19 protein-coding genes and 3 pseudogenes are annotated in these 17,313 nt (G+C 44.3%); 2 read left to right on the plus strand and 20 right to left on the minus strand.

Translation table 11 applies throughout. The features are described from left to right. Positions 1 to 70: 70 nt before the first annotated feature. The 8 genes and pseudogenes from rpoS to XBJ1_RS20980 all read right to left on the minus strand — a co-directional run. Positions 71 to 1,066, minus strand: a complete 996-nt coding sequence (gene rpoS / locus XBJ1_RS15315; protein ID WP_012989915.1) for an RNA polymerase sigma factor RpoS — start codon at positions 1,064 to 1,066, stop codon at positions 71 to 73. 53 nt (positions 1,067 to 1,119) lie between these two features. Then, on the minus strand, positions 1,120 to 2,178 hold the full coding sequence (gene nlpD, locus XBJ1_RS15320; protein WP_038199276.1) for a murein hydrolase activator NlpD: 1,059 nt from the start codon (positions 2,176 to 2,178) through the stop codon (positions 1,120 to 1,122). A gap of 151 nt (positions 2,179 to 2,329) precedes the next feature. Then, positions 2,330 to 2,956, minus strand: coding sequence for a protein-L-isoaspartate(D-aspartate) O-methyltransferase (locus tag XBJ1_RS15325; protein WP_012989917.1), 627 nt, complete (start codon positions 2,954 to 2,956; stop codon positions 2,330 to 2,332). Continuing rightward, positions 2,950 to 3,714: a 5'/3'-nucleotidase SurE gene (gene surE / locus XBJ1_RS15330; RefSeq protein WP_012989918.1), complete on the minus strand. Its 765-nt coding sequence runs from the start codon at positions 3,712 to 3,714 to the stop codon at positions 2,950 to 2,952. The genes XBJ1_RS15325 and surE overlap by 7 nt, the downstream gene beginning before the upstream one ends. A gap of 221 nt (positions 3,715 to 3,935) precedes the next feature. Beyond that, positions 3,936 to 4,148: pseudogene (locus tag XBJ1_RS23050) on the minus strand (DDE-type integrase/transposase/recombinase); the annotation flags it as partial. Further along, positions 4,141 to 4,434, minus strand: a complete 294-nt coding sequence (locus XBJ1_RS22200; protein WP_198408067.1) for a transposase — start codon at positions 4,432 to 4,434, stop codon at positions 4,141 to 4,143. The gene XBJ1_RS22200 and the pseudogene XBJ1_RS23050, both read right to left, overlap by 8 nt. 187 nt (positions 4,435 to 4,621) lie before the next feature. After that, positions 4,622 to 4,987 (minus strand): IS630 transposase-related protein, encoded by a 366-nt coding sequence (locus XBJ1_RS20160; protein ID WP_012989922.1) that lies wholly within the window; start codon positions 4,985 to 4,987, stop codon positions 4,622 to 4,624. A 60-nt stretch (positions 4,988 to 5,047) separates the two neighbouring features. Further along, positions 5,048 to 5,323 (minus strand): annotated as a pseudogene (locus XBJ1_RS20980) (IS6 family transposase); the annotation flags it as partial. 321 nt (positions 5,324 to 5,644) lie between these two features. Between XBJ1_RS20980 and XBJ1_RS15345 the strand changes: the two are divergent. Then, positions 5,645 to 6,214, plus strand: a complete 570-nt coding sequence (locus tag XBJ1_RS15345) for a DUF6216 family protein (protein WP_268987542.1) — start codon at positions 5,645 to 5,647, stop codon at positions 6,212 to 6,214. 8 nt (positions 6,215 to 6,222) lie between these two features. Here XBJ1_RS15345 and XBJ1_RS20985 read toward each other — a convergent pair. The 3 genes from XBJ1_RS20985 to XBJ1_RS15365 form a co-directional block, all read right to left on the minus strand. Beyond that, positions 6,223 to 6,917 (minus strand): IS1 family transposase gene (locus tag XBJ1_RS20985; RefSeq protein WP_143827693.1). Its coding sequence is split into 2 segments (ribosomal slippage): positions 6,223 to 6,662 and positions 6,662 to 6,917, totalling 696 coding nucleotides; the frame shifts between segments, so codons are not numbered across the junction. Between the two features lie 81 nt (positions 6,918 to 6,998). Beyond that, positions 6,999 to 7,696 (minus strand): IS1 family transposase gene (locus tag XBJ1_RS15355; RefSeq protein WP_232503287.1). Its coding sequence is split into 2 segments (ribosomal slippage): positions 6,999 to 7,447 and positions 7,447 to 7,696, totalling 699 coding nucleotides; the frame shifts between segments, so codons are not numbered across the junction. 743 nt (positions 7,697 to 8,439) lie between these two features. Further along, positions 8,440 to 8,802: a DUF4123 domain-containing protein gene (locus XBJ1_RS15365; RefSeq protein WP_049778831.1), complete on the minus strand. Its 363-nt coding sequence runs from the start codon at positions 8,800 to 8,802 to the stop codon at positions 8,440 to 8,442. Between XBJ1_RS15365 and XBJ1_RS21590 the strand changes: the two are divergent. Next, positions 8,792 to 9,031 (plus strand): annotated as a pseudogene (locus tag XBJ1_RS21590) (DDE-type integrase/transposase/recombinase); the annotation flags it as partial. The gene XBJ1_RS15365 and the pseudogene XBJ1_RS21590 overlap by 11 nt on opposite strands. Here the strand turns inward: XBJ1_RS21590 and hpaC are convergent. From hpaC to cysD, 9 genes are all read right to left on the minus strand, one after another. Then, positions 8,979 to 9,497 (minus strand): 4-hydroxyphenylacetate 3-monooxygenase, reductase component, encoded by a 519-nt coding sequence (gene hpaC, locus XBJ1_RS15370; protein WP_012989931.1) that lies wholly within the window; start codon positions 9,495 to 9,497, stop codon positions 8,979 to 8,981. The pseudogene XBJ1_RS21590 and the gene hpaC sit on opposite strands and share 53 nt — an antisense overlap. 21 nt (positions 9,498 to 9,518) lie before the next feature. Beyond that, on the minus strand, positions 9,519 to 11,081 hold the full coding sequence (gene hpaB / locus XBJ1_RS15375; RefSeq protein WP_012989932.1) for a 4-hydroxyphenylacetate 3-monooxygenase, oxygenase component: 1,563 nt from the start codon (positions 11,079 to 11,081) through the stop codon (positions 9,519 to 9,521). A gap of 453 nt (positions 11,082 to 11,534) precedes the next feature. Next, a complete protein-coding gene (gene truD, locus XBJ1_RS15380; RefSeq protein WP_012989933.1) occupies positions 11,535 to 12,584 on the minus strand; it encodes a tRNA pseudouridine(13) synthase TruD in 1,050 nt (349 codons plus the stop codon). Between the two features lie 2 nt (positions 12,585 to 12,586). Beyond that, positions 12,587 to 13,060, minus strand: coding sequence for a 2-C-methyl-D-erythritol 2,4-cyclodiphosphate synthase (gene ispF / locus XBJ1_RS15385; protein ID WP_012989934.1), 474 nt, complete (start codon positions 13,058 to 13,060; stop codon positions 12,587 to 12,589). After that, positions 13,057 to 13,836: a 2-C-methyl-D-erythritol 4-phosphate cytidylyltransferase gene (gene ispD, locus XBJ1_RS15390; RefSeq protein WP_012989935.1), complete on the minus strand. Its 780-nt coding sequence runs from the start codon at positions 13,834 to 13,836 to the stop codon at positions 13,057 to 13,059. Before ispD ends, ispF begins: the two co-directional genes overlap by 4 nt. 5 nt (positions 13,837 to 13,841) lie before the next feature. After that, positions 13,842 to 14,162, minus strand: coding sequence for a cell division protein FtsB (ftsB, locus tag XBJ1_RS15395; RefSeq protein ID WP_012989936.1), 321 nt, complete (start codon positions 14,160 to 14,162; stop codon positions 13,842 to 13,844). 168 nt (positions 14,163 to 14,330) lie between these two features. After that, complete coding sequence (gene cysC, locus XBJ1_RS15400) at positions 14,331 to 14,948, minus strand: adenylyl-sulfate kinase (protein ID WP_012989938.1); 618 nt, start codon at positions 14,946 to 14,948, stop codon at positions 14,331 to 14,333. Continuing rightward, positions 14,949 to 16,391, minus strand: a complete 1,443-nt coding sequence (gene cysN / locus XBJ1_RS15405) for a sulfate adenylyltransferase subunit CysN (protein ID WP_012989939.1) — start codon at positions 16,389 to 16,391, stop codon at positions 14,949 to 14,951. A gap of 11 nt (positions 16,392 to 16,402) precedes the next feature. Continuing rightward, complete coding sequence (gene cysD / locus XBJ1_RS15410; protein ID WP_012989940.1) at positions 16,403 to 17,311, minus strand: sulfate adenylyltransferase subunit CysD; 909 nt, start codon at positions 17,309 to 17,311, stop codon at positions 16,403 to 16,405. Positions 17,312 to 17,313: the final 2 nt, after the last annotated feature.

The raw sequence follows: 17,313 nt of genomic DNA on the forward strand, positions 1-17,313 counted from the left end.
ATAATATCCCTTTCATCTTTCAAGTTGCTACTTTATTAGTTGCAACTTGAAATCTATTGGAGATAAATACTTAAGTGCGGAATAATGATTCAATATTCAAGCCTTGAGTATGCAGTATGTCTCTGAGACGGCGCAAACCCTCAACTTGAATTTGACGGACTCTTTCCCTTGTCAAACCAATTTCTCGACCAACATCTTCTAATGTTTCTGCTTCGTACCCAAGCAACCCAAAACGGCGAGCCAAGACTTCACGCTGTTTTGCATTCAGTTCAAACAACCACTTCACAATGCTTTGCTTCATATCATCATCCTGAATGGTTGTTTCTGGCCCTGAGTCATTTTCATCAGATAAAATATCCAGTAAGGCTTTATCTGAATCCCCACTTATTGGTGTGTCAACAGAAGTAATGCGTTCATTAAGCCGCATCATACGGCTCACATCATCTATCGGCCTATCCAGTTTTTCTGCAATTTCTTCGACGCTGGGTTCATGATCCAATTTATGGGCTAATTCTCTTGCAGTACGTAAATAAACATTTAATTCTTTAACAATATGAATAGGCAGACGGATCGTACGTGTCTGATTCATAATAGCCCGCTCAATTGTCTGGCGGATCCACCATGTTGCATACGTAGAAAAACGAAAACCTCTTTCAGGATCAAATTTTTCCACCGCACGAATAAGGCCAAGGTTACCTTCTTCAATGAGATCCAAAAGTGCCAACCCTCGGTTACTATATCTGCGAGATATTTTAACTACCAACCGCAAATTACTCTCAATCATACGTTGGCGAGCAGCAATATCTCCCCGAAGTGCCCGTCTCGCGAAAAGAACTTCTTCCTCTGCTGTCAGCAGAGGTGAGAAACCAATCTCTCCGAGATAGAGTTGTGTTGCATCGAGAACCCGTTGGTTAACCTCTTGCAACAAATCCAAATTTTCATCAGCGTTGGTTAAACCATCCCCGTCTTTCAGCAACGCTTCATCAAAGTCATCGGCTTCCATGCCATGTTCGTCTAAATCCGCCTCATCATACAACTCATTAACTTTAAGCGTACTTTGGCTCATCAGCTACTCCTACCCATGATAATGCGGGCAGGAAGTCAGGATCCTGCCCTGGTTTATCGCTGCGGAAGATGACGCAGCGGGTTTACGGATTTTCCCTTGTAACGAATTTCAAAATGTAATTTGACTAAACTTGTTCCAGTACTACCCATAGTGGCAATTTTTTGCCCCGCCTGAACATCCTGCGAATCACGAACCAGCATGGTATCGTTGTGAGCATAGGCACTCAGGTAGTCATCGTTATGTTTTATAATTATGAGATTTCCATATCCACGTAATGCGTTTCCGGCATAAACTACTTTTCCACTGGCAGTTGCAAAAACGGGCTGGCCACGACTACCCGCAATATCAATGCCTTTATTTCCACCCTTAGAATCCGAAAAACCTTCAAACACTTTCCCTTCCGCAGGCCATCCCCAACTACTGCTACCACTGCTGATGGTGCTGCCAGGACTTATATCTGTTGCCGATGATAATTTCATAGCTGAACTTTCGCTAACAGAAATTGTTTTTCTTGGCAACATCTTTTCGGAACTCTGTCTATCAATGTTTGCAGGATACGCATTACTTTTTTGAAAATCAACCTGCTCAATTTTAGATTGGGTACTATTTGATGCTAGTAATACACCATTACTGGAGTTTACATTACCCATTCTCAGGACTTGGCCAACATTGAGGTTATAAGGCTCTGAAATGTTATTTATGTGAGATAGATCACGAAAATCAATGCCTGTAATCCATGCAACATAGAACAAAGTATCGCCACTTTTAACCGTGTAGGTGCTGCCGCTATAGCTTCCTTTAGGAATATTCCCATAATTGCGGTTATAGATGATCCGTCCCTGATGTGAGCCATTTTCAACAGCACGATTCACTAAATAACGATTTTCCGAAGCACGATGCTCTGATGAACGATTTGCTGAAATAGTTGAAGGAGAAGATGGCATGGGTGTCGAGATGGACGAGGTTCTGGAAGGGATTCCTCTATTTTGTTCCTGCTTATCAATACTCACTATCGGCGCTGGACGATCCGATGTATTGCTACAGCCTGCCAGTACCACTCCCATAACAGAGCTTATCCACTTTATTTTTTTCACTGAGTTTCCTAAATTCATACCTTATTCCCCCGTAAAGGCAAATATAAGTTTTAAGCATAATGATTTATAAAGAAATTTCGAATTACAAAAGATTTAAAGCAAAATATTTTGCTTAACTTCAGCAAAAATGACAGCCAATTTAAAAATAATGACAAAATAAATTAGCAGATTATGCTAGTTCGCCTTGAATTAGGGGAACAAAACGGACAGGTTCGATCACTTCGCTGTGAAAATCACTGCCATAGCGATGCACCACTTTAAGCGACTGAGAGCGCTCCCCCACAGGCAGAACCATCACTCCGTTATCTGCAAGTTGATACAATAGTGCCTGTGGAATTTCGGGCGGCGCTGCCGTGACAATAATGGCATCAAATGGCCCTTTTGACGGCCACCCATTCCAACCATCACCGTGGCGGGTTGATATGTTGTGTAAATCAAGCTGCTTCAACCTGCGTTTAGCCTGCCACTGCAAACCTTTAATACGCTCCACGGAGAAAACGTGTCTGGCCAGATGGGCGAGTATCGCCGTCTGGTAACCAGATCCCGTTCCAATCTCCAGCACATTGGCTTCAGGAGTTAAGCTCAACAGTTTTGTCATGCGAGCAACAATGTAAGGTTGGGATATGGTCTGTCCATGTCCAATAGGCAATGCCGTATTTTCATAAACTTTATGCGCCAAAGCTTCATCAACAAAACATTCCCGAGGAACTCTGGCGATAATTTCCAGCAAGTGCTCGTCCTGTATTCCTTGCTGGCGTAATTGGGTCAGCAAATTTTTCATTGACCGACTCAGCATTCTCCCATATCTCCGACTTTTACCAACCAATCGTTGATTAACTCCTGTGCCTTATAAGCGGTTAAGTCCACCTGTAAAGGAGTAATGGAGACAAACCCGTCTTCTATCGCTGCAAAGTCTGTTTCTGGCCCTGCGTCATGTTTCTCGCCAGGAGGCCCTATCCAGTAAAGCATGTTACCTTTGGGATCTTCCAAAGCGTAAACTTCTTTAGCAGCACATCGACTGCCGCATCGTGTTACCCGAAAACCTTTGATCTGCTCAATAGGGACGTCAGGCACATTGATGTTCAGAATATTGCCGGCCCTTAAGGGAGATTTTTGCAACAGGTTTAATAGGCGCATCGTAACTTCTGCGGCTGTTTCATAATGTCTGTCACCATTGAGTGATACCGCCAGCGCCGGTAATCCTAAATGGCGTCCTTCCATCGCGGCCGCCACTGTGCCGGAATAAATCACATCATCACCAAGGTTGGGACCACAGTTGATTCCTGAAACCACAATATCCGGGCGAGGAAGAACCAGGCGATTAACGCCCAGATAGACACAATCCGTCGGCGTACCTTCCTGAACGGCAATATCACCATTATTCATCGTATTGATACGCAAGGGACGATCCAGCGTTAACGCATTCGATGCTCCGCTGCGGTTACGATCAGGTGCGACCACCTGAACATGATAGTGTTCCCGCAATCTGGCCGCTAAGGTTTGAATACCCGGTGCGGTAACACCATCATCGTTACTCAGCAATATCCGCAGCATTAGCATATCTCATTGATTTTATTAAGAGTGGCATAAGTGGGTACTATATATTGTCCTGCATGTTGTCCTATTTGATTGGAGTGACCAATAATCAGACAATGTTTGGCTGTTAAGAAATCGATTGATCTTAACAGAGGATGCTTGCCTATATAAAGGAAAGAATCTAATGGGTTCTATCGCATTAACAAAGAAAGTACGAGTGAAGATAAGGTGATTGATTTTTACTCAGCTAATTGATAGAAAAATGCCGCGAGTGAAATCGGACACCCTTGCCCCTGTTCACCATTTTGTCGGTATTGCCCTTTGCGCAACATACAGACTAATTCAATCCCTGCCAACACGGTCTGGGCTCATCTGAAGTTTTTAAATCCCAGCATAGGACGTGTCCGCCGTTTGACGTTGCGGTGATCCTGTTCAAGCAGATTATTAAGATATAGCAGAATCAACATAACCTGACCTATTCAATATGCTCCGTAAACAACTCATCAACTGAACATCTTTTTGCCTCCTTATCGCTTTTGCTCCGCCCCATTTGTGTTCTATAGGGTTTAAATCCGGACTATAAGCGGGAAGCCATTCCAGTTGACATCTGCTGTCTGCTATCGCTTGTGTCGTGTCATTCCGTTTATGGAAAGGCGCATTATCCATCACTATCACTGCTCCGTGTGGAAGCTTTGGCAGCAAATCTTGCGTCCATCCACGCATAAAAAACATCGGCATTAATATTCCCGGTAAATAAGCTTAAGGTGACGAAGGTATTTTCGAGAATGGCGCCAATGACGTTGAGACGGCCTTTTGCGTGCCAGTCATGCGTACCAAAACAGCGTAACCCTTGCCCTGTTTACGTGGCATCGATTGAGCAAAACCACTTTCATCCAAGTAAACAATGGGTCTGCCAGTCTGTTCATCATCGCTGATGCGCTCGATAAATGCCTGACGAGCTTGAGGAGCAGCGCGAGGGTGTTGGAGCGTTTTTTTTCTGGGTGATCCGAAGCCGTTTCAAGGCGTAATGAATAGCCGATTGTGAAACACTTAAGCGTTTTGCTCTTTCCCATTGATAGTCATCAGGAAAATTTTGGACATCCGCAATGAGTACCTCATCAGGGATTTTCGTGGCGGGTTTATCGCGGGTCATGCAAGGTTCTATTTTATTGCACCACCGGAACAAGGTACGCATGGAGATCTCAAAATGGGCACTCGTTTGTTCGAAAGTCAACGAATGCTTGTCTTTGTATGCCAGTACTCGCTTTCGAAAATCTAAGCTGTAGCCCATCTCATTTTATGCCTTGTTATCTTAGAGTTAGATATTATGTCATATTAATATGATTTAGCTATAACGCCATTGCCCTTTGATTTTGATATACGTTTCATCCATGCGCCACCGACGTCCAACGTCAGGCTTGCTTCGCCGATAACGTTTCACGATCAACGGAACCAAGCGATGAACCCACCGAGAGAGCGCAGCGTGATCAACCGCAATTCCCCGTTCAGACATCATTTCCTCTAGATTGCGCAGGCTCAGGGCGTAGGCCAGATACTAGCGGACACACTGGGCGATAATATCAACAGGATAGTGCAGGCGTTTGAACGCTTTTCGGATAAGGAACATCGCTCTGGACTCGCTCAAAAACAGGGGAGCTTACCTGATGACCGCTTAATGCGACAGAACCCAGTTTCTGCATAACCCAAAACGGTTATCATTTTATTAAGCTAAAGACTTTTTCTGGCTGGCAATCTGTTTTTTACCACTTGCTGTATGCATATTATTTAATTCATTTGATTTTCTTTCATGTTTTAATTTAACATTAGTCACATGTTTAATCGTGGTAGTAAATTTATTAATAACTCTTTTTTATTCATTTAATATGATAGAACAAGTGAGTGTATAAAATATGAAACAATCATTTGAATCAATAAGTTAGTCATTATTATCCCCTTTAGGAAATGCTATTTTTCTAATAATCACTTTTGTTATTTTCATTGTTATTTTTTATATATAATGTTTAAATCTAAATCAGGATTTTCAATATTAAATAAGCTATGGTTATTTGCAGTAAAAAACAAAAAAACATCTGATGACGATCTAATAAATGAAATAATGGAAGTGGAAAAGTTTAATTTTTACTACAATACAAACGCAACATCAATAAGACAGAAGGAAAATTTTGAAGGCTGGATAAGAAGATATGAATTGGATTTTAAAATTATCTCTAAAATGAAAATAAACTTTGACATTGATACGCTTAAAATAAAAATAATATCAATCTCAATTCCATTTCTGTTTTTATTTTTTATGTATTTATGTATTTATGTATTTATGTATTTATGCTTTATATCAGCAATGCCTGTGGCTTTAAAGCCTGCAGGCTTGATAAAGATAAATGATGATGACGGGTGGTTTTGGATTAATAAAAATGAAGCTATGGAATATGGTTTTTTAAATAAACGAAAAGACTTATGGGTTGTTACTCCAGAAATGGGTCATGTATTAAATGATTAGATTAGGTATTAAAAATAATGTTCACGTTCAATAAAGGTTCCTATCACTTTATCGTGCATTTCTTCCGATTTTGAATACCCAATGGTTTTTCTATTCAGCCTTTTGATTCGGGTACGATGCGTTAAATTCGTTCTCTCTATACGCTGAGTAAACGCCTTTCCAGTCAAGTGCTCTTCCTCGGGAAGTGGGTCATAAACAACATAGTCATCCGTGCAGTAAAACCGAATAGTAAAGGAAGATAAGAGGGTAAGCAGCTTGTCTAACGTTTTTCGACTGCGATCGCCAAAAACATGAGCCACTATTCGCTTCAGGCGGGGTTCCCAAGCATACCAAAGCCAGCGTTGGTTTTTCTTATTGCCGACAAACGACCATTGCTCGTCGATTTCACAGACAATCTGGATGCCACATTCCGCAAGGGGAAGTGTCGTTACGTTTCGGGGTCTGAGGTTTTTAATGTTTTCATGACGGTGGCGGTGGCGACTTTCAGGATCCGAGCGGTGTCACGAATTCCCCCGTTATTCATCGCGATATCGACAATCTGTTCTTTAACGCCGGGTTTGCAGGCCTGATAGGTATACGCCAACTGAAAGACCTTACAGCAGCTATAACAGCGATAACGAGGATGTCCGCCATTTCCTTTCCCATGTCCTTTGACCTGTCCTGATTTGTGGCAATAACGGCAATAGACATCAACTTTGGCCATACTTCATCCTTAAAAAGCCGGAAGCATATCACAGCAACTAACCATTTAATACATGACCCAGAAATGGGTCATGACTCTATTTTATTGATAGTGATGAATGTTCAGATAATATCCTATAATTCTGTCATGCATTTCTATGGATTTTGAAAAAGACAATGTTTTGCGAGTCAGTCTTGCCAAATGTTGACGAAGATTCAGGTTATGCCTCTCTATGCGTTGGGTATAACGCTTGCTGGCCACATGGCGTTTCCCTGCGAGTGCTTTTTCGTAACTTTTCCAGCTATCTGTCATGTAAATAATAATGTTGAAAGGTGCCAGTAAAGCTAATAGGCGCATTAATGTCTTTTTTGTTCTTGGACCAAAAACATGGGCGATCACTTTTCGCCTTATCCTGTCGTCGGCATAAAAGAGCCAACGAGGCGGCTTCTTTGACTTTACGTAAGACCATTGTTCATCCATTTCGCAGCAGACAATCACTTCAGTGCCAGGTTTAATCGCTTCTGTTACCGATTTGGGTTTGAGTTTTTTAAATGCCGAAGTACGGTATTCAGGCCAATCCCCATCACTCGTGCTGTCGCCCGACATCCCATTCCATTCATAGCCATATCGACGATTTGCTTATGGGTACCGAGACGACAAGCGGCATAAGTGAACTCCTGTTGCCAGGAGTGACGGCAGGATTGGCAAAGATAACGTTGGTGACCAGAACGCGAGCGCCCATTGCGATGGATCCCTTTCACTGCGGAACAAGAGGGGCAAGTTACATCAATCTTTGCCATTTGAATGTTTTCCAAATAGACAGACTATACATGATTCAATAAATTGATGTCACGACCCAAGATGGGTGTGATTATCAAGAAGTTCCTTTACCCATGCATATTGTGGATCAGTTTGAAACTCTGTCCCAAATAAAATATACATATCAATATAGAACTGAACGGGACCGCGTTGATCAAAACCGTCGTTTTTTGCTTTTTCTACGGCGTTTGTCAGTGCGGTGCTTAATCCCTCCTTACCCAATTTTATTTCAAGGTAGGGATAGGATTCATTACAATACGCTACCAATTCATCAATATAAGCATTGAACGCATTATTTTTAGTTTATTACATTGCTCTTCATTAAATTCTATGGCCATATTTATGGTATCTCCAATCATAATGACTAAGGCTATAGTCGCTGGTGAAATATATTGTTTATGTCATTTTCAGTTCAGCGACTATAGTTTCCAATTTATTATTTATATGAATCAATCTTACCTTCTAGGTAATCGCGGCAGGTCATAATATCTCTATGACTATTATGCCATTCATTTTCTCTATTAATAAAATTTATAGGCTGGTAAAAATAGCCATTATCATATGAGCTAATTATTCTTATTGTTAGCAATTAATATTTTTTTCTTTGTGGGAAAATTTAATTAAAAAATAATGGGTGAGGGATTTTACTTTTTTCTTTTTCAATTTTTTTGGCGATATCGTTTTTCCAGTCTGATAAGACTGAGGTGAGACTGTTTTTTTTCCTTCATGATGCAATTCCTTTTACAATATAGGCGGTGTTATTAAGCTGATATTGCCATTCTTCAATATCCTGAGTGAAATGAGTCAACTGTTCCGGCGTAAAAAGGTGTGGAATTTGATTCAGAACGCGGGGATCGTAAAAACGCAACAACGCTGTTTCCCCCGTCTTTAACTGGATATTCAAGTAGGATTCGAGATGACGGGTCAGTTTATCCAGTGACTGTGTGGTATACAGCCAGGAAACAGCCGGTGCAGCGCTTTCCAGCCGCAGGAATTTGTCTTCCCATGCCTGAGCCTGACGCATATCAAACAGCCACGGCCCGGCAAAGGCGACGCTCAACGCCGATAGAGCCAAAGAAGAAACCATCCCTGTCCGACAGAGACAATACCTGAACAACTGAGTGGAGCAAGATCACCGCAATATCAAACGTCGGACACGGCCGATGTTAGGTTTTAAATCGTTTCGCCGGACTCAAACGATTTTAGCGGGGATAGAGCTCGTTTCAATGCTGCGTAAAGGACACCATTTGATAGCGTATTATCTTAAACGGCAGTCGCTAAGGCTTTATCCATCACATGATGAAAATCACGTTTAAAATAAATCAGCCCGTGGCCTTCTTCCTTGACCGCGATCTGTTTGACTTCCACCAGATAGACATAATGCGTGCCGATTTCCTGTACTTGTTCAATACTTCCTTCCAGATTGGCTAGTGTTTCTTTCAGCATCGGTTGTCCCAGAGCGCCTGTTTTCCAGATATTCCAGCCAAAGCGCTCTTCCATGCTGACGCCCGTCATTCCGGCAAAATGACGAGCAATCAATTCTTGTTCATGATTCAGAATATTGACACACAGGCGCCCATTTTCCTGAAATATCGGATTCATAGCGCTATTGCGATTGATGCATACCATCAGAGTCGGAGGCGTATCTGTCACAGAGCATACCGCCGTTGCAGTTATACCGCATTGCCCCGCAGGGCCATCCGTGGTGATGATATTTACCGCAGCGGAAAGGCTCGCCATCGCATTCCGAAAACGCAGGCGATGTTCATTTTCTACAGACATAATAGACCTCCTGCTGCTGATTTATTTCAGCAGCTTATCTAACAGGTTAATATCACGGTTATTGTGTAAATGGGGTTTTGTCCAGCCATTCAAGTCATAGTCTGAAAGACAGCGATCCACCAATTCCGTCATTTTCTTCATATTACCGGAGCCATAGGCATGACGCAGGCACTGTAGGCGAATCTCATCTTGACTGCCGGCATAATTGATTTCATACAATTCATGACGCCCGCCGAATTCGCTGCCAATGGCATCCCACATTAATTTCAAAATCTTAATTCGCTCTACATGGTCAATACCGTTAGAACCGCGTACATATTTCTCAAGATACTTATTGATTTCAGGATTATTCATATCGCGTACACTGGATGGCAGATAAATCAAGCCGCTGGTGACATTGCTCTCAATGATATTCTTGATTTTGCTATAAGCCATCGGTGCCATGACACGATAAGTCTGAATCGCCTGAGTATCCGGCAGATAAGCGCCGCCTTCCCACGGTTTGGCTTCTGCCCACATCGCATCCGTCAGTGACCAGAACAAATTACGCCATGCCACGACTTCCCCCAAATCGGCCTGAACCCCCCGGAAATCTACCACACCAGTACATTCAAGGCTCTTTTGCAGCAATCCCGTAATGAAGTCCAGTTTGACAGCCAAGCGTACACAGGCCTGCATGGGGAACAGACGGGCAAAACCGCCTTGGACAGCCCAATTGCGGGCGCGATCAAAATCGCGATAAATTAACACGTTTTCCCACGGAATTAACACCTTATCCATGACCAGAATGGCGTCATTTTCATCAAACCGACTGGAAAGGGGGTAATCGAAAGGTGAACCCATGGCGCCGGCAACCAATTCGTAAGAAGCGCGCGAGATCAATTTCACGCCATCGGCATCCATGGGTGCGACGAACATCAAGGCGAAATCAGGATTATCACCGATAACTTGTGCAGAACCAAAACCAATAAAATTATAGTGAGTGAGCGCCGAATTGGTTGCGACGACTTTGGCACCACTGACAATAATCCCGGCATCGGTTTCTTTTTCTATCTGGATAAAAACATCTTTAACCTGATCGGCTGGCTTATGTCGATCAATCGGTGGATTGACAATGGCATGGTTGAAATAGATACCACTTTCCTGAATGCGTTTATACCATGTGCGAGCGTTATCCGCGAACTGCCCGTAAAATTCAGGATAAGCACCTAATGCACAACAGAATGCCGCTTTATAGTCAGGAGTCCGTCCCATCCAGCCGTAGCTTTGGCGTGACCATTCTGCAATGGCATCCCGCTGCTGGCGCATTTCATCCGGGCTGGTTGCAAAGCGGAAGAACTTGTGGGTATAGCCGCCATTGCCGGTATCGGTATCCCAGCAGAGTATATCGTGGGTTTCCGGCTCATGCAGGACATCATACAATTGACCTATCGAGGCTGCGGCATTACGGAAAGCGGGATGTGTCGTGACGTCTTTGACGCGTTCGCCGTAAATATAAATTTCCCGGCCATCCTGAAGCGATTTCAGGTACTCTTTGCTGGTAAACGGGCGTTTATGATCGGCACGCAAATCTTCTAATCTCATGGCTACCTCACAAGTCAAAAATTCCCCGTTTTGATTTGTTATCCATATGGGGGTGTGGTGTTAATTTTATGTTTACTTCCATTGCTTGATTGAAGCGACTAAGTGGTTGCACTTGAAGAGACTTTCAGAAGGTTAGCTGGTACTTTTCGGTGAGAGTGGGTGATTTATTACAAAAGTGTGATCATCTTTGTGTTTTAGCGGCAGTCTTAAAGTGCCCGGTCATGTATTCAATATGTGTATTGTGAGTTTTATTGTGTTGAGCCAATTGCTGCTTATAACACTAAAATCACCTTATGATCTTGGTAGTAGATAATACTGGAGTCGCCAAGTTCAACATATTAAATACACAACCAAAACATGAGGTGAGATACAGTGAGACTAACAAACCTCAGCTATATTGATATTATAGTAATATCTGAGATGTAGTGAGATTGCATGAGGTGCTAGTGCAGATTACTCAGCAATATCCGCAGCATTATTTTGATCCTGATTGATAAGTTCTCTGACGACACTGGTTGCAAAACTGCCTGATGGCAGTGAGAAATGGAGGGTGACGGTTCGCTCATCCAACCATTCCCAGTTCAGATTGAGTGGTTGCACCAAGATTGCTCTACGCACACTTTCCACGCGTTCACGTTTGACCAATGACCATAGCGATGCGTAATCTAACAGGCAGTGCTGTTCGAAATCCAATGCCTGATGCTGAGTACCCAGCGTTTTATCGCCTGGCAAAGGTGCTGTTATCTGCAATTCACCATCCATGATTCGTTGCTGTAATACAGGCAGTTCAAGTTCATCTGCAACAAACCAGCTACCGCGTCCCGTTAGCTGTAAGGCATCCCCGTTCAATACCTGCTGGTGCGTATCCTGAGCGATCCGCAGACTGGCAATAGTATTAAACATGGCACTGCGGCTGGCAGACAGGTAAAAACTGCGGCGGCTGCGTTCCTTGACCTGGATTTCGTTATCCGCCCAGCGCTGTGCCTGAACAAGATTTTGCCCATCCCGCCCAAAACGCTGTTCACCAAAATAATTCGGCACACCTGCCTGTGCAATCTGCTGCAAGCGTTTTTCCACAGATTGCCTGTCAGAAATTTGCCTCAATACAAGAGTGAAGTCATTACCCTTCAAGGTGCCAATCCGTAGTTTGCGTTTTTGGCGAGAAGCGGTCAAAACTTCACATCCCTCCAACTGGAACGCAGTTAAATCCGGATCTTGTTTTCCTGGCAGATGCACGCAAAACCACTGCTCTGTGACTGCGTTACGGTCTTTTAATCCCGCGTAACTGACAGAGCGCGCCGGTATTTTGGCAAAACGAGCAAGGTGATCAGCAACAAACTGGGTGTTACATCCTGTCTTACGGATATGTACCATTAAATGTTCGCCTTCTCCATCAGGAGAAAATCCTAAATCTTCACGAACAATAAAATCTTCGGGTGAGGCTTTAACTACGCCAGTCGCTTCTGGCTGCCCATAGAGCCAGTGTAATTCACTTAATGTCATGCTTATTCCTTCACCAGCAAAGCCACGGCTTCGCAGGCAATACCTTCTTTACGGCCAACAAATCCCAGTTTTTCAGTCGTTGTTGCCTTAACGTTAATATCATCCATATGGCATTCAAGATCTTCTGCCAGATTGACCCGCATCTGAGGAATATGCGGCAGCATTTTCGGCGCCTGAGCAATAATGGTGATGTCAAGATTACCAATCCGATAGCCTTTTTTACGGATATGGCGATAGGCTTCCTTCAGCAGTTCACGGCTATCCGCACCTTTAAAGGCCGGATCGGTATCTGGAAACAATTTTCCGATATCTCCCAGTGCTGCCGCACCTAATAAAGCATCCGTAGCCGCATGCAGGGCCACATCACCGTCGGAATGGGCTATCAGCCCTTGTTCATAAGGAATGCGAACACCACCGATGACCAGAGGCCCTTCTCCGCCAAATTTATGCACATCAAAACCGTGTCCAATTCTCATACGATATGTTCCTTTGATTTTCGGGATAGGTAAAACTCCGCCAATGCCAGATCTTCGGGTTGAGTGACTTTTATATTGTCTGCCCGCCCATGTACCAGCACCGGGTGATAACCACAATATTCCAGTGCCGAAGATTCGTCCGTGATACACGCTTGTTCTGCAAGCGCTTTTGTCAGGCAGTCACGTAATAACTGTAAGGGAAATAACTGCGGGGTCAGAGCATGCCAGAGGCCTCGGCGATCAACGGTATGATCAATGGTGGATGGCTCCTCCTCGGATGCCATCACCATACGCTTCATGGTGTCCCTGACAGGAGCAGCCAGAAGCCCACCACAGACAGCCGGAGACGGTGCACTTCTATTGATGAGCTGTAGCAGATTATCGAGATCGTCACGATGTAAGCAAGGACGGGCAGCATCATGCACCAAAACCCAAGCAGAGCTGTCTGTCGAAAGGCTCGCCAGATAATCCAGCCCTGCCAGTACCGAATCAGCTCTCTCCGCTCCTCCTACCACTGTAGTTATTCGTGGGTCAGAGGCAATCGCAAGCCGCCCGAACTGATTATCAGCAGAGTTCAGCGCAACAATGACTCGCTGTATGCGGGGATGTTCAAGTAATGCTGCCAATGTGTGTTCAATAATAGTTTTACCAGCAAGAGGGAGGTATTGTTTTGGGCAATCTGATTTCATCCGGCTACCGATCCCCGCAGCAGGGATCAATGCGACAATATCAGCAAGAGAAGTATCAGCAGGAGAATGAAATATTGGGTTATTCATTTTGGTTATTGTTTACTATTTTCTTTCAAAGATTGTTGCGCATTGTGTTTAGAGGTATCAGGCACCAGACGGTAAAAAGATTCTCCCGGCTTAATCATACCCAATTCATTACGAGCACGTTCTTCAATCGCTTCTTGACCTTTTTTCAGATCTTTAATTTCAGCAAATAGCTGGTTGTTGCGCGCCCTAAGGGTAATATCAGCGCTATTCCGCCTGACAACCTCATCTTTAACCCACACATAATCGTGAATACCATTTTTGCCGAACCACAGCGAGTACTGTAACCAGCCGAGTAAAACCAATAATAGTAGCGTTAGTTTGCCCATCTCCTCCCCCTGAAAAACCCGCTAATCATCCCACAACTGAGGGAATGACGCCACTATCACAAAACATGATCACAAGATGTGATGGAAAAGTACTGGATGAGATGAGTGTAGAAACACATTATTCCACGCGCAATAATGTGTTTCTTAACGGCTCAATGGGTATGGTGTTCAAATAGGCAAAAAGTTGTGGTTATGCAGCGCAGCAAGCAATTTTTCTATCGATGATTCAACAGGTAGTGAGCCATCCAAATAGATGTCGGGCTGTTCTGGCGTCTCGTAAGCTGAATCAATTCCCGTGAAGTTAAGCAGCTCCCCCGCCCGCGCTTTTTTATACAAGCCTTTCGGATCACGGGCTTCACATATCGCCAGCGGCGTATCCACAAAGACTTCAATAAATCGATCGGCTCCCATCAATTCACGTAGTTTTTGCCGTTCAGCTCTATGGGGAGAAATAAACGCCGTTAAGACTACTAGCCCAGCATCAACCATCAATTTTGAGACTTCTCCGATACGCCGGATATTCTCTCGTCGTTCAGTTTCAGAAAATCCCAAATCGCTGCACAAGCCATGACGCAGATTATCTCCATCCAATAAATAGGTTTTGATCCCCCGCGAAAACAGGGCTTGTTCCAGTGCGCCTGCAAGTGTGGATTTCCCTGAGCCAGACAACCCAGTGAACCAGATGACTAAAGCAGGATGGCCATTCACCACTTCCCTTTGCTTTCTGTCCAACGTATGTGAATGCCAAACGACATTAGAAAACGAGTGTTCCTTGATCTGAGACACTTATTTACCTCCCAGTAAATCACGCGCACCCCAGTGTGGAAAATGACGACGAACCAATCGATTGAATTCCAGTTCAAATTCGCTGTACTCCTTCGGCTCTTCGTAAACTTCAGTTTGAATTTCACGTACCAGACCCGCACCGACAGTCACATTGGTCAGACGATCAATCAGGATGATGCCGCCGGTATCGGCGTTTTGCGGATAACTATCGATCAGTAGTGGCTCATCAAATGAGAATTCCACCAGCCCAATGGCATTCAATGGCAATTCAACCGCCACTTTTTGCGTCAGATTTGTGATATCTACCTGATATTGAACATTATCGACTTTCCCACGGCTTTTCTTGCCCGCAACCTTGATATCTAAACTTTGCCCCTGAATCAGCGGCTGCTCAGACATCCATACGACATCCACCAATGCATGACGTGCTACGGTCATGTGATCTTCAACGGCAATCAGCAGGTCACCACGGCTGATATCAATTTCATCTTTCAGCACGACGGTAATCGCCTCACCAGGTACGGCAAATGGCAGATCTCCGTCAAAAGTTACAATCCGTTCTACGGTGGAAATCACACCTGAAGGCATGACTTTGATTTGCTGGCCTTGACGTAAAATACCCGATGACAGTGTGCCACTGTACCCGCGAAAATCGAGATCAGGGCGATTGACATATTGCACTGGAAAACGCAGGGGCTGCTCTGTTGCTTTTTTCTTTACATCAACGCTTTCAAGAGTATCCAGTAACGTTTCCCCTGTATGCCATGCCATTTTTTCGCTACGACTGACGATATTGTCCCCCTCCAGTGCCGAGATAGGTACGAAATAAACGTGCAGGTCAGTCGGTAATTGGCCGGCGAAATTCCAATAATCCTGTTTGATCTGTTCATAAATATCCTGTCGATAATCCACCAGATCCATTTTATTCACCGCTACCACCAAGTGACGAATACCCAACAGAGTACTGATAAAACTGTGTCGGCGTGTCTGCTCCTGTACGCCTTTCCGCGCATCGATCAGTAAAATGGAAAGATCACTGGTTGAAGCTCCCGTTGCCATATTACGGGTATACTGCTCATGCCCCGGTGTATCCGCGATGATGAATTTGCGTTTTTCCGTGGAGAAATAACGGTATGCCACGTCAATAGTGATACCTTGTTCCCGCTCGGCGGCAAGACCATCCACCAACAACGCCAGATCCAGTTTCTCACCTTGTGTTCCCAGCCGTTTGCTGTCGTTTTGTAATGTCGCAAGCTGATCTTCATAAATTTGGCGGGTATCGTGCAACAGGCGGCCAATTAATGTGCTTTTACCATCATCTACGCTACCGCAGGTCAAAAAACGCAGTAGTCCCTTTTCCTGCTGTATCCGCAGGTAGGCTTCCACCCCACCCTGCTGTTTGATCTGGCTGGCGATGGTTTCATTGTGTGCAAGTGCGGGCATATCTGGCCTCCTCAAAAATAACCCTGACGTTTTTTCAACTCCATCGAGCCGGACTGATCACTGTCGATAAGCCGTCCCTGCCGCTCACTGGTGGTCGATATCAACATTTCTTCTATGATTTCCGGCAGCGTTTCGGCTTCTGATTCCACAGCGCCAGTCAGTGGCCAGCAGCCCAGTGTTCTGAAGCGAACTTTTCTTTGGCTGATGACTTCACCTGATTTCAGATCAATACGAGCGTCGTCAACCATAATCAATGCACCATCACGCTGAATGACCGGACGGTGTTTGGCGAAGTAAAGAGGGACAATGTCTATCTGCTCCAGATAGATGTATTGCCAGATATCCAATTCAGTCCAGTTGGATAACGGGAATACACGGATGCTTTCCCCTTTGTTGATCTGACCGTTATAGTTACGCCAGAGTTCTGGACGCTGGTTTTTGGGATCCCAACGATGGGAACGATCACGGAATGAGTAGATGCGCTCTTTGGCCCGGGATTTTTCTTCATCACGCCTTGCCCCACCAAATGCTGCATCAAATCGGTATTTATCCAGAGCCTGTTTCAGCCCTTCCGTTTTCATGATGTCGGTGTGTTTTGCACTGCCATGGATAAAGGGGTTAATACCCAGTGCTTCACCTTGTGGGTTACGGTAAACCAGTAATTCAAAACCGTATTTTTCCGCTGTATGATCACGGAAGTCATACATTTCACGGAATTTCCATCCTGTATCAACGTGCAGTAAGGAAAAAGGCAATTTTCCCGGATAGAACGCCTTGCGGGCGAGATGCAGCATCACCGAGGAATCTTTACCAATGGAATAAAGCATTACGGGATTAGCAAATTCGGCAGCCACTTCGCGAATAATATGAATGCTTTCAGCTTCGAGTTGCTGCAAGTGTGTCAGTTTTTTTTCGTCCATTG

The sequence above is a fragment of the Xenorhabdus bovienii SS-2004 genome, from assembly GCF_000027225.1.
Lineage (GTDB): Bacteria > Pseudomonadota > Gammaproteobacteria > Enterobacterales > Enterobacteriaceae > Xenorhabdus > Xenorhabdus bovienii_C.